Source organism: Pseudomonas fluorescens, assembly GCF_000802965.1.
GTDB lineage: Bacteria > Pseudomonadota > Gammaproteobacteria > Pseudomonadales > Pseudomonadaceae > Aquipseudomonas > Aquipseudomonas fluorescens_A.
Genome location: NZ_JSAK01000017.1, coordinates 1 through 12,748, shown reverse-complemented (window position 1 = coordinate 12,748; position 12,748 = coordinate 1). Strand labels below are relative to the sequence as shown.

The 12,748-nt window shown below is 57.5% G+C and carries 12 protein-coding genes; 5 read left to right on the top strand and 7 right to left on the bottom strand.

The features are described 5' to 3' along the window. Positions 1-45: 45 nt before the first annotated feature. The 3 genes from NL64_RS14520 to NL64_RS14510 all read right to left on the bottom strand — a co-directional run bounded on the left by NL64_RS14520 (position 46) and on the right by NL64_RS14510 (position 4,033). Positions 46-1,236, bottom strand: a complete 1,191-nt coding sequence (locus tag NL64_RS14520; protein WP_253277091.1) for an OprD family porin — start codon at positions 1,234-1,236, stop codon at positions 46-48. 141 nt (positions 1,237-1,377) lie between these two features. Continuing rightward, on the bottom strand, positions 1,378-2,712 hold the full coding sequence (locus NL64_RS14515) for an MFS transporter (RefSeq protein ID WP_034148762.1): 1,335 nt from the start codon (positions 2,710-2,712) through the stop codon (positions 1,378-1,380). 433 nt (positions 2,713-3,145) lie between these two features. After that, positions 3,146-4,033 carry a LysR substrate-binding domain-containing protein gene (locus NL64_RS14510; protein ID WP_034148761.1) on the bottom strand — a complete coding sequence of 296 codons (888 nt, stop codon included), beginning with the start codon at positions 4,031-4,033 and terminating at the stop codon, positions 3,146-3,148. Between the two features lie 108 nt (positions 4,034-4,141). Between NL64_RS14510 and NL64_RS14505 the strand changes: the two genes are divergently transcribed. The 3 genes from NL64_RS14505 to NL64_RS30140 are packed head-to-tail and all read left to right on the top strand — an operon-like array spanning position 4,142 to position 5,254. Continuing rightward, entirely contained in the window at positions 4,142-4,477 is a 336-nt protein-coding gene (locus NL64_RS14505) for a carboxymuconolactone decarboxylase family protein (protein ID WP_034148760.1), read from the top strand. Positions 4,478-4,483: 6 nt separating this feature from the next. Further along, positions 4,484-4,858 (top strand): tautomerase family protein, encoded by a 375-nt coding sequence (locus NL64_RS14500; RefSeq protein ID WP_034148759.1) that lies wholly within the window; start codon positions 4,484-4,486, stop codon positions 4,856-4,858. A 48-nt stretch (positions 4,859-4,906) separates the two neighbouring features. Continuing rightward, on the top strand, positions 4,907-5,254 hold the full coding sequence (locus tag NL64_RS30140; RefSeq protein ID WP_155292757.1) for a DUF1302 family protein: 348 nt from the start codon (positions 4,907-4,909) through the stop codon (positions 5,252-5,254). Here NL64_RS30140 and NL64_RS14495 read toward each other — a convergent pair. The 4 genes from NL64_RS14495 to NL64_RS14480 all read right to left on the bottom strand — a co-directional run bounded on the left by NL64_RS14495 (position 5,137) and on the right by NL64_RS14480 (position 10,586). Next, positions 5,137-5,778, bottom strand: coding sequence for a 3-oxoacid CoA-transferase subunit B (locus NL64_RS14495; protein WP_034148758.1), 642 nt, complete (start codon positions 5,776-5,778; stop codon positions 5,137-5,139). The genes NL64_RS30140 and NL64_RS14495 overlap by 118 nt on opposite strands. 8 nt (positions 5,779-5,786) lie before the next feature. Continuing rightward, positions 5,787-6,479 carry a 3-oxoacid CoA-transferase subunit A gene (locus tag NL64_RS14490; protein ID WP_034148757.1) on the bottom strand — a complete coding sequence of 231 codons (693 nt, stop codon included), beginning with the start codon at positions 6,477-6,479 and terminating at the stop codon, positions 5,787-5,789. Between the two features lie 299 nt (positions 6,480-6,778). Beyond that, positions 6,779-8,077, bottom strand: coding sequence for a carbohydrate porin (locus NL64_RS14485; protein WP_034148756.1), 1,299 nt, complete (start codon positions 8,075-8,077; stop codon positions 6,779-6,781). Positions 8,078-8,180: 103 nt separating this feature from the next. Continuing rightward, entirely contained in the window at positions 8,181-10,586 is a 2,406-nt protein-coding gene (locus NL64_RS14480; protein WP_034148755.1) for a glucose/quinate/shikimate family membrane-bound PQQ-dependent dehydrogenase, read from the bottom strand. A 393-nt stretch (positions 10,587-10,979) separates the two neighbouring features. Here NL64_RS14480 and NL64_RS14475 point away from each other — a divergent pair, with 393 nt between their 5' ends. Beyond that, complete coding sequence (locus NL64_RS14475; RefSeq protein ID WP_034148754.1) at positions 10,980-11,642, top strand: dTMP kinase; 663 nt, start codon at positions 10,980-10,982, stop codon at positions 11,640-11,642. Positions 11,643-12,553: 911 nt separating this feature from the next. Then, the coding region (locus tag NL64_RS30480) for a hypothetical protein (RefSeq protein ID WP_216594572.1) at positions 12,554-12,748 on the top strand (195 nt) is incomplete at its 3' end.

Below are 12,748 nucleotides of genomic sequence, written 5' to 3'. Positions count from 1 at the left end.
GGAGTGAGGAGATGCAGGGGCGACAAGCGCCCCTGGCGGGGAGGATCAGAGTGACAGTGGGTAGCTGACGATCACCCGGGTCTGATCGAAGTCGCTGTTGAAGCTACGACGGTTGGTGGCGTTGTTGACGCGCACGCTGAGGTTTTTTAGTGGGCCGCTTTGCAGGGTGTAGCTGACCTCGGTGTCACGTTCCCATTCCTTGCCGTTGCTGCCGGCCTTGGTGGTGGCGTTTTCGCCGTGACCGTAGCGTGTCATCAGCAACAGGCCGGGAATACCGACGGCGACGAAGTTGTAGTCATAGCGCGCCTGCCAGGAGCGCTCGTCGGCGTTGCTGAAGTTGCCGTTGAACATGTCGTTGCCCAGGGTCCGCCCGCTGCTGCCATACACTGACATCCAGCCGGTATCGCCGCTGACCTTTTGCAGCCCCAGGTACAGGGTATGGCCACCCAGGTTGGCCGAGAACAGCCCGTAGGCGGTATGGCTTTGCACGTTGCCGATCAGGGCGCTGCCGTCATCCTTGTCGATGAAGTAGCCCAGGTTTGCGCCCAGGGTCCAGTCACCGACTTTCTGTTTATGCAGCAGGTTCAGATAGCTTTGCTGATAGATGTCTTCGAGTTGCGAGTGCCAGGCGCCGATCAGGGTCTGTTGTTCGTTGAAGCGGTATTCGGCACCCGCATAGTTGAAGCCGTCCGACATGACGGTGGGCGCAGCCCAGGCCGAGAGGTCTTGCATGTTCGAGGAATTGCGCAGGCTCACCGAGGTGTATTGACCGCCCTGCAGGCTCAGGCCGGGAAGCTCCCGGGACACCAGCATGGCGCCCTGGAAGGTCTGCGGCAGCAGGCGTCCGTCGTCGTAGCGCAGCAGCGGAATATCCGGCATGAGCTCGCCGAGCATCAACTCGGTATCGGAAATACGCATTTTTGCCGCCAGCCCCGCGCGTCCGTAGTCGTCGGCGGCGCGACCATCGTCGTGCACCGGCAGCAGCTCCGAACCGCTGCGTTGCGGGCCGCTGTCGAGCTTGACGCCCAGCATCGCGATACCGTCAAGGCCAAAGCCGACAACGCCCGGTGTATAACCGGAGCTGAACTTGAGGATCGCGCCCTGGGCCCATTCTTCTATCTTGCTCTTGCTGGCGCCGGGATCGTTGAAGTCACGATTGAAATAGTAGTTTCGCAGGGTCAGGCTGGTCTTGGAATCTTCGAAAAAACCGTTGCTTTCAGCGTGCGCCGAAGGCATCAGGGCAAGCGCTATGGCACCGCCGAGCAGGGCCCGGGGAGGGAGAGGAAAGTAAGTCATTATTGTTGTTTTCCTGGAGGATGTTGTCAGTAGCGAGGGCGTGCCCTCGCTACTGTTTTGCGCGGCTCAAGTCTGCATGGCTCAGGCCTGGATAGGCTCGGCACCTGGTTGTGCTTGGGCCTTGGGCCGCAGTTGCAGCAACACGGCAGCGGCAATCACGAAGACCACGGCGAACACCCCATACAGGTGCAGTGGCTGCCAACCGCTGTCGAGCAACAGGCCGGCAACGGTGGGCGACAGGATCGCGCCGATGCGCCCGATACCGATGCCCCAACCGACCCCCGTGGTGCGCACTGAAGCGTCATAGACAATCGGCGACAGCGCGTACAAGCCAGCCACGCAACCGTTGGCGAACAAGCCGATCAGCAGGCCCAGGCCGAGTGCCATCGACACCGATGATGCAGAGCCGACGAACAGCACCAGCAGGCCCGCGGTAATCAGCATGAACAGCGACAGCACCCGGGTCAGGCGCCAGCGCGAGGCGAGGCCGCCAATCAGCGCGGCGCCGAAGATGCCGCCTACGCTCAACAGCACGCCGCCGCTGATGCCTTGCTGTGCCGATAGCCCGGCCGAGACCAGCAGCTTCGGCGTCCAGCTCATCACGAAGTAGAAGCCGAACATCACCAGGAAAAACAGCAGCCAGATCAGCAGGGTGGTGCGTCGCGAATCCGGCGAGAGCAACTGCGCCAGGCGGCCACGGCCTGAAATCGGCGCTGATGTGGCGACGGGCAGTTCACGCAGTTCCGGCTGGCCAAGACGTGCGGCCAGGCGATTGATGCGTGCCAAGGCATTTGCGGGACGACGGGCGATCAGGAAGTCCAGCGATTCAGGCAGGTACAGCAACACCAGGGGAATCACCGCCAGGGTCACGGCGCCGCCGAAGATGAACACCGAACGCCAGCCAAAGTGCGTCAGCAGCCACACCGACAATAGCCCGCCAAGGGTCGCGCCCAAGGCATAACCGGTGGACTGCAGGCTCACCGCCAGCCCGCGCCAGCGCTTGTTGGCATATTCGCTGGCAATCACGTTGCTGCTGGCCAGGATTCCGCCGATACCCAGGCCGGTAAAGCCACGCAGCAGCGCCAGTTGGAGCGGCGTCTGGCTCAGGGCCGACAACAGCATGCCGATCCCCGAAAGTAGCAGGCAAAACAGGATCAATGGCCGACGTCCATAACGATCCGCCCACGGCGCAATGAACAGCGAGCCTGCCGCCATGCCAAACAATCCGGCACTCAACAGCAATCCGATCTGCGCGCCATTCAAGCCCCATTCGGCAGACACCGAGGAAGCCGTGAAGGCCATCACCAGCACGTCGAAGCCATCGATCATGTTCAGGACAATGCAGATGCCCACGGCCAGCCATTGGAAGCGCGCCATGGCACGCTCATCTACCACGCTCTTCAGATCGACACTCATGGCTGCCCCTCGAGAAGAGGCTGCATAACGGCAAAGCGAGGAAGGCATACGAAGCTGGGTGCAAGCCGAAGCTCGAACCCGATTGAGAACTCATTCATCCTGACACCCTTGTTATTTTTATGAGCGGGCAGGTGCTGTACCTGACACCGTGCAGTGCCAGTCAATCAATTTATGGATCCATTGAAAAGTGCGTTAATTGATTATTTACCGCTGAGTTTTCTGTTTAATAGATTTAATCGTTTAATATCAATCGGTTATAGCTATAAATAAAGCGTTCGATTATCGGTCGTTAACGGTTATTCCTCGGCAAAGGATCCACAGTTCGATTCCTACGGTTCAGGATGTTGCACCGGTAGCCGTCATTGGCCCATCACCTCAGTGCTTCGAAAGTTTCCATCCGTATCGCTCGAATTGAACACTTGGGTACCGTCGATTATTTCGTCATCGTGAAACGAAACGCCTGTTCTTGCAGGCTCGCTTTGATCAAAGCGGACAATTGTCGGGTAGCCGGTGTTGTGTTGTCGCCTCCACTGTGAAGCACATAGCCAAGGCTTGGCACCGGGGGTAACGCGGGAACGACAGTGAGATGGCTCGGCAGCCCGATGCGGGTGCGCAGCGTCACGCCCAATCCGGCAGCGACGGCCGCCCAGATACCACCGACGCTGGGGCTGGTGAGGGCAATCCGCCAGGGTATTTGCGCGGCATCCAGCGCCTGGGTGGCGGCGCTGCGCATGACGCAAGGCGAGTCGAACAGGATCAATGGCAACGGTGAGCCATCAAGGGCCGTCAGCAATGGCGTATCCCGGGCTCCGATCCAGTGCATCTGTGTTTCGCCCAGACGCGTGGCATAAGGCGACATGTGCCCGGTGTCCCAGGTCAGGGCCAGGTCAAGTTCAGCGCTTTCGACCCGTGCAAGTAATTCGGCGTTGCGGGCGATCCGGACTTCAAGTTTCACCATCGGGTAAAGCTGGACGAAGCGTCGCAGGATTTCACTCAGGAAGTGCTCCCCAAAGTCCTCTTGAAGGCCGAGGCGTATGGTCCCCGCGGTCTGGCTTTCATGCAGGGTCTGGAAAGTGCTGTCGTTCAGTTCCAGCAAACGGTGGGCATGGCTGAGGAGTGTTTCTCCTGTGGGGGTCAAGACCAGTCCGCGACCGGATTTAGCCAGTACCGGCGTACCGATCTGCTCCTCGAGTTTCTTCAATTGAGCGCTTACGGCAGACGTCGACCGACCGAGACGATCCGCCGCTTTGGCGAAACTGTTGAACTCCACGCCGGTGACGAAGGTGCGCAATACGTCAAGGTCGAAGGTTGGGCGGCGCATGAAATAGTCCACTAATTCGGGATGATGGGCGCTATTAAATCTGATATTCGGAATTGTCGCGACTTGATAGTTTGCCCCCGTCAATTGGGATATCAGGGAAAAAACATCATGAGCGCATCAATGGTGACGAGGCGGGAACAACAGAGCATCTACCCGCAAAAGTTTGCCGAGCTGACCGACAACGTCTTGTTTGGCGACATGTGGACACGTCCGCAATTGAGGCCTCGTGAACGCAGTCTGGCGACGGTGGCCGCGCTGGTGGCGATGTACCGGCTTGAGCAGTTGCCATTCCATTTGCAACGTGCGTTGGATAACGGGTTGAGTGCCGACGAACTGGCCGAAGTCATCACCCACCTGGCGTTTTATTCCGGTTGGCCGACGGCTGCTTCGGCGCTGAATTTGCTCAGTGAGCTTCAGGTTTGCCTTCCAGAAAATCAGGAATAAGCGCTGATGCCGTTTGCACGAATTTCACTACACCGCGGGAAGTCGGTCGAGTATTTGCAGGCGTTGTCTGAGGGGTTGCACGATGCCTTGGTCGAGAGCTTCGAAGTGCCGAAGACCGATCGCTTCCAGGCCATTCACCAACATGAGGTCGGCGAGCTGATATTTGATCCCCACTACCTGGGCGGCCCGCGCAGCTATGACTTTGTACTCATCACGATTACCGCAGGCCGGCCTCGAAGTGTCGAGACCAAACAGCGTTTCTACCGCGACCTGGTCGAGAAATTGGGGCGGGCGACGGGCCTGAACGCGGAGGATGTCATGGTGGTGATCACCACTACGGCCAGTGAGGAGTGGTCGTTTGGAGGAGGGCGGGGTAACTAGCGGGCGCCATCACGGGATCTGGCAGGCCGTGAGCAGGTCTTCAACGACATGATTTACCTCTCGCAGAACCTGTCAGAGAACTTCGTTGCCGAGGGGTTTTATTTGCAGGAATGGGACAAGACCGCCACTGACAACTGCGGCACTTTCTTTGGTGTGGATCCGGTGGCCAATGGCTGGAACCCGCGCTTTAGCTTGAGCCCTGGAGCTGTGAATACCCGTTGCCGGACAGGCTTGAAACCGTCCGGCACATTGCGGCGTGACCACGCTAACTCGATCCGTTATCGAATCAACGGCACGCCACTGAGCGTTTGCAAGTCCTCAAAACTGATATCAGCAACAATTTCCCGGACCTTCAAGCCTTCCGCTGTGACGTCCAGAATAGCCAGGTCGGTATAAATCCGAGTCACGCAGCCAATGCCGGTCAGCGGGTAGCTGCATTGCGGCACCAATTTGCTTTCGCCCGTCTTGGTCAGGTGATCCATCATGACGAACACTTGGCGCGCGCCTGTCGCGAGGTCCATCGCGCCACCCACCGCCGGAATGGAACCTTCGGCGCCGGTGTGCCAGTTGGCGAGGTCGCCGTTGACTGCGACCTGGAAGGCGCCCAGCACGGCAATATCGATGTGGCCGCCGCGCATCATCGAGAACGAATCGGCGTGGTGAAAATAGGCACCACCGGGCAGCAGCGTCACATGCTGTTTGCCTGCGTTGATCAGGTCATCGTCTTCCTCACCCGGCGCAGGACTCGGGCCCATGCCCAGTACACCGTTTTCACTGTGCAGGAACACTTCCTTGTCACCCAGGTAGTTGGCCACCAGCGTGGGCACGCCAATGCCCAGGTTCACGTAGGAGCCTTCGAGAATGTCGTCGGCCACACGTTGGGCCATTTCGCTACGCGAGAGTTTTTTCATAACAGTCATGGCAGGCCTCAGTTGACGTTGGCTTTCGAGATGGGGGCTTGCGGCACGGCGACCACGCGCTGAACGAAGATCCCCGGCGTGATGATGTGTTCGGGGTCCAGCTCTCCCAACTCGACGATCCGCTTGACCTGGGCGATTGTGGTTTTCGCGGCCATCGCCATGATCGGGCCAAAGTTACGCGCGGCTTTGCGATAGGTGAGATTGCCCCAGCGATCGCCTTTCTCGGCCTTGATCAGAGCGACATCGGCGTGCAACGGCATTTCCAGCACATAGTTGCGACCGTCAATCACCCGTGTTTCTTTTCCTTCGGCGAGCAACGTGCCATATCCGGTCGGCGAATAAAACGCACCGATTCCAGAGCCTGCCGCGCGGATACGTTCGGCCAGGTTGCCTTGTGGCACGACCTCAAGCTGCACCTTTCCTGCCAGGTAGAGTTCGTCGAAGACATAGGAATCGGATTGGCGTGGAAACGAGCAGATGACCTTGGCAACGCGCCCGGCTTTGAGCAATGCGGCCAGGCCGATTTCACCATTGCCGGCATTGTTGCTGATGATGGTCAGCTCGCGAGCGCCCGACGCGATGACGCCATCTACCAATTCCGACGGCATCCCGGCGGTGCCGAAGCCACCGACCATGATGACCGAACCATCGGCGATGCCGTCCAGTGCAGCAGCGACGGATTCGAATGTTTTGTTGATCAAGGCGTACTCCTGTTTTTATTTGGCCGAACAGAATGATCCGACTGCAAACCGCATGAATCGCGGTTATTGCGTAGTGCATAGCGTGCCAAACAATGAGTGAAGGAGGGTGTCCCGACACGCGATGTCGTGCGATTAGCGAACGAAACCGTGAGTATTTGAACGTTCATGAATGAAAGACTTTGGCCGCCACATAAGCGCATACATGACATTCTTTGCGAGCAACACAACTAATCAAACGACAAAAAAAACCGGCCTTGCGCCGGTTTTCCTGTTTCTTTGCCCCCCCCCTGATCGAGAGCTCAGAGCGTAGCTTTGACCTGCAAACCGAGCACCAGCGCATTGTCGATGTCTTGCCCGGAAAACGCGCCCGGTTCGATGATGTATTGCACATTCGGGCGCAGCGTCAGCCAAGGAGTGGCCTGGTAGCCATAGCCAAGCTCGATCAGTTGTTCGGCACTGTCCAGATTCGGGTACGTTGTGCCATTGGCGAGCGAGGCGTCCTGCTGCACATCGCGGCTGCGTGGATTGGGCACCGCACGGCCATAGCCCAGAGCGACGGTGTCGCGCGGGCGACCTTCGAACGGTTTGTACAGAACCACGCCGGTGCCGTACCACTTGGTGAACGGTGAAGCCGCTTCGCTGGCTGCCGAGTATTGGCCGAAGGCGTGCAGACTGCGGCCCTCGGACGTTTGCGAGCTCCACACGGCCTGATCAATCAGCAGGTAATGACCGCTGCGGCCGGACACTTCTTTATCACTGCCGATGCGTGTCACGTCAGAACTGTCGTAGTAGTAGCCAACCTTGTACTCGCCGGGCAACTCACCCGCGTGCTTGTACACCAGTTCGATTGGCACCACGGTGCCGGTCGTATGTTTCGGGCCCAGATGCCAGGCACGGCTGGAATTGCCGTTGCTTTCAGGATCGACATTGAAGGCTGCCACGCGCAGCTGCCAGGACGACGAAAGGTCGTACTTCACGCGCACGCCCAGGTGGGCGTTGGGGTAGTTGGTCCAGCCACTACCGCCAGACATGTTCAGCGGATGGCCGCAGAAACCAGCGTTCATGAAGTTGCAGAGAATGCCACTGTCCAGGCCACCGAGGTCGTTGCCCATGGCCATGTAACCGAGCTTCACATTGAGCGCCGGGGTGAACAGGCTGCGCTCGTAACTCAGTTCAGTCAGGCGAGTGTAGAGACCGCCGTAGTTTTCCTGGATGGGCAGACGGTTGCCGACCAGATCCTCGGAGGCGCTATTGCCGCGTCGGTCGTTGATGGTCAGCTGAATCTTGCCGGCGTTATCCACGCCATACAGTTTGCTCAGGTCGAACTGCGCGCCGAGCTTGATATTCTGCGAGTAACGGGCCGAACGGCGCAGGCCGCCATCGGCGTTGTAAGCGGTTTCGCCGCTGTAATCGCCGGTGAATTTAATGCCGTCCTGATCCATCTGCTGGCGCAGGCCACCCCAATCACCGGTCAGGGTATTGCGGGTCAATAGATTCGAGTCGATATCGGCGAAGGCGGGAAGGGTGGTGCTGCAGGTCAGGCCCAATAGCAAGCCGTTAAGCCAGCCTGCATGAGAAAAGCGGACAGCCAAAAACATGTGAATCTTCCTGGGGGAATCTTGAATGATTTCGCAAAGCAGCGCGGCACCCGCAGGTGCCGCGCTCAGAGAGATTGCCCACCAGTGAGGCGGGCACTGCGGCTTAAGGCAGGGCGTAAGCCATCACGTAGTCGCCGCGATCGGTCGACTGGCGCGCACCACCGGCGGTGATGACGATGTATTGCTTGCCGGTTTTCGGCGAAACGTAGGTCATCGGGCCACCTTGGCTACCGACCGGCAGACGCGATTTCCACACTTCCTCGCCGTTGCCGCTGTTGAACGCGCGCAGGTAGAAGTCCTGAGTGCCGGCGATAAAGATCAAGCCACCTTGAGTCGACAGGGTGCCGCCGAGGGTCGGCAGACCGATCTTGATCGGCAGGTGCATGCGGATGCCCAGTGGACCGGTGTCTTCAACGGTGCCGACCGGAACTTGCCAGGCGACTTTTTGCGTCTTCATATCGATGGCAGTCAGCGTGCCGAACGGTGGCGCCTGGCAAGGAATGCCGGCCACCGACAGGAAGCGGTTTTTGTTCACTGCGTAAGGCGTGCCTTTGAGTGGAACGGCGCCCATGCCAGTGTTCAACGCTTCGCCACCGGAAGTGGCCTGGCCTTTGTTCTGCGACGGGATCATCTGAATCCACAGACCCAGACGCATGTCGTTGACGAAGATGAAACCGTGCACCGGGTCAGTGGAGATGCTGCCCCAGTTCATGCCGCCCAGCGAACCTGGGAAACTCAGCGATTTGTCCATGCCCGGCGCAGTGTACAAGCCGTCGTAACGCATGCTCTTGAAGTCGATACGGCAGAGCAACTGATCGTACGGCGTCGCGCCCCACATGTCGGCTTCGGTCAGGTGCTGAGCACCGATCTGCGGCATGCCCACCGATTTCGGCTGCGTTGGCGAGTACGGTTCGTTGGGGATGTTTGCGGCTTTGACTGGCACTTCTTTAACGTCGGTCAGCGGCTTGCCGGTGGCTCGATCGAGCACGTAGATCTGCCCGGCCTTGGTGCCGATGACCAGCGCCGGTACGGTTTTGCCGTCTTTGGTGAAGTCGATCAGGCTCGGCTGCATCGGCAGGTCGAAGTCCCAGAGGTCGTTGTGAACGGTCTGGAAAACCCAGCGTTCTTCACCGCTGGTGGCGTCCAGCGCCAGGATCGAAGCGCCGTAGGTGTGATCAAGTTTGCTGCGCTCCACACCATAGATGTCGGTGGAGGAACTGCCCATCGGCAGGAACACGGTGTTGGTCGCCGGGTCGTAGGACATCGGCGCCCAGCTGTTCGGCGTGCTGCGCACATAAATACTGCCGTCGGCCGGCGCGTTGCGATCCTGCGGGTTGCCCGGGTCGAATGCCCAGCGCATGGCGCCGGTGATCACGTCAAAGCCACGGATCACGCCACCCGGCATGTCGGTTTGCACGTTATCGGCCACGCGACCGCCAACCACCACGGTGGTGCCCGCCATCAGCGGTGCGGAAGACAACTGATAATAGCTGTCCGGAACATCACCCAGGCCTGCCTTCAGATCAACCTGACCGTTGTTGCCGAAGCCCTGGCAGAACTCGCCGGTGTCGGCATCGACCGCAATCAGGCGGGCATCAATGGTGTTGGTCAGCAAACGGCGCTGGCAATTGGCTGCCGGGGCAGGTGTGGCTTCGATGATGCTCGAGTTGCTTGGCTGAGCGATGGTCTTTGTTGCATCGAAATAAGCCATGCCACGGCAACGCTGCCAGACTTTCGACTTCGCATTGATCGCGTTTTTCCAGAGTTCCTTACCGGTGTCCGCATCCAGTGCGATCAGGTTGTTATGCGGGGTGCAGATGAACACCTTGTTGCCGATCTGCAGCGGGGTGAGCTGGTCTTCGGCGCCATTGCCATCGCTCTCGGCGACGTCACCGGTGTGATACGTCCACGCGACCTTCAACTTGTCGACGTTGTTGCGGTTGATCTGATCCAGCGCAGCAAAACGGCTACCGCCCTCGGTATTACCATAGTGAGCCCAGTCCTTTTGCGCGTTGGCTGGCTCGACGGGCGTCAGACCCGGGCCAGTGCCCGTGGCGGCGACAGTCGGGTGCGCAACAAACATGTTGCCAGCAGCCACCGCCAGCGCGATCGCCAGCACAGCAGCAATGCCATAGGCGCCGCGACCCGGGACGCCGCCATTGGCACGCTTTAGCAGCGGGTAGACCAGCGTGACCGCCAGGCCAACGGCGCTGAACATGAACAGGCGCGAGAATACCGGCCAGAAAACCAGCCCGGCATCACTCACCGCCCAGATCGCCGTGCCCACCAGAAACGCAGCGAACAACCAGGCACCGGCCGTTTTGAAGCGAGCGATCAGCAGACCGGAAACGGCCATCACCAGCCCACCCACCAGGAAGTACCAGGACCCTCCCAGGCTGACCAATTTCATGCCCCCAGCAGCAAGTGCCAAGCCGAGGAGGGTGATGATCACGCCCAACCCGACCAGAATGAATTTTGATATGCCCGAGAGGCGTTGACTCTGCTTCACGTTAAATGTCCCGTTGAAATGATTTGCGCATTATATAGATAGCTAACTACCTAGTTAAATCATAAATTCTGATTCAAGCGTAGATCGCTGCTCAATTACGTGCCTGATCGAAGACCAGCGCGCCTCAGGGATTGGCGGGATCGTTGAAAGGTTAGCAAAAGGCTCTTTTTTGTCAGGGATTGGCGGATTTGTGACAGGTATAGATCGCGGCTTGCCATTGCGGGACGCCGACCAACGACGGTGCAGTGTTGAGACCCGTGAGCCAGAAAGCGGGTTAAAGTGGTCATCAATGTCTGCTCACAAGCTCCCGCCACTCGATTCGCGGAGTCGCGCCAAGCGGTTTCAGCGAACGATCCGGGCAAAAACAACCGTACATCTATCGTTATGTGAAAAATGAATCGTCCGCTGTTTGTTTCTCTGGATGGGCCCAAGGGCGCCGGCAAAACCACACTGTTGGAGGCCATTACCAAAGCGCTAAGGGCCGACAACATAATGGTGATCCGGCTTTGCGAGAGAAAAAGCGATCCCCATAGGGGTGAAACAATGAGCCTCGTAAACAAACTCGTCAGAAATCCCATCCGGGATCTGGAGTGGGAGGTTTGTCAGCGCCTCGCTGATAGCCGTAGCTGGATTTCCCGGCACGTGCTGCCTAAACAGCCACCAGGCAGCATCATCTTGATTGATCGCTGGTACCCGTCTGATGCGGCGTTTCGCCGGATAGTCCCGTTTGCAGAAATTCTACAATTGAACATTGATCGAAACGTGCGCGTGCCAGACCTGCATGTCGGGGTGGTCACCGCCCCTGAAATTTCATGGGCGAGGGCAGCGGCACGACGGCGTGGGCTGAGCAGCACGGTGATGCATAAGCTGGAGGAACATGTCGCGTGTACCAAGGCGTTTGAACAAGCGGTTTCAGATAACGGCTGGGTTTTATGCCGTAATGAAGGAACGATCGAAGATGCAACGATGCAGGTAGTTTCGGATATCCATAGGGTCCTTCGATGCCACGTAGGCGAATCTCGCTGCGCAGGTCTAGATGCAGTGAGATTGCCGTAGATAGGAGAGAAAGCCTGGCCAGTGAGCCGGTTTTTTCTCTCGGTTCAACCAGTGAGCTGCACTTGTAAACGCTTTGCTGGTTCTCATGTACAAGCACGGAATTCCCGCGCATCTGTACGGAGGGTCAGCATGGACATTGACGAGAACGCACCTGGCAACAAATCTCAGCAGCCCGAAACGCGCACGAGAGAAGTGCTCTGAACTAAAATCTAGAATTTTTTATGGCAGAAAGAGCTTTAAAAATCAAAGGTATATAAATTCTTCCTTTGAAGAGGCTTGGCTTTTTAGTTTCGTTATTTGGTCTGATAAATCATTTGAAACGGGCAAAGGAACTAATAGTTAGAAAATGTGATCGCTTGTTTCCGTTGGACTCCGAACTGCTTATGCCAAATGGTTATATCCGCAGCTTGCCATGTTTATAAAACGAAAGCTTATAAGAATTTATTTTTATTGCCAATTTAATATAACGATTGGCGGACTGCATTGCTATCCTTTTTACGAATGCCCGCCCATTTTTCACCTAAGGGAATGCTATCGAGGCTGGTCATATCACTAACTACGTTCTCTCAATGTAGAGTGGGTATGATCATGTCCGTTTCGGCAAAAGCCCTGCCAATCGCCTCATTTCCAAAGCGCGCAGTCGTAGGTCAGGTGCGAGTTACCTATGGACTTGCTACAGCCATAAAACGGGTGCCGACCTTATACTTGAAAGCCATGAAGAGCTTATTCATTGGTTGATATTTCTGGAGTTTAACAATCAAGTTTCAAGTTTTTGGATCCCGGATGCCGATGAAACATACTCAGACAATTTAGGCGGGCCATTAATACGGCCGGATGCAATAGTTATTGATTCAGCCGGCCAAAGAGTATGGCATGATGTTAGGGCGGGCGTTGTCGATAAGGACAACCTGTTGTCGAAATTAGTCGCCAGTTCGCGGGTCGCCGCGGCCTGCGGCGTGACATACCAAGTCTTTGATAATTCAGACCTTATTCCTCACATGTACAAAGTAGCACCTTTGCTACGTATTTGCAGTTTTGTCCTTCTTTGTCGGTTTATCGAACAAACTGAGCCTGTTGAGGCTGCAGTGTTGCCGCTGACCGAAAAC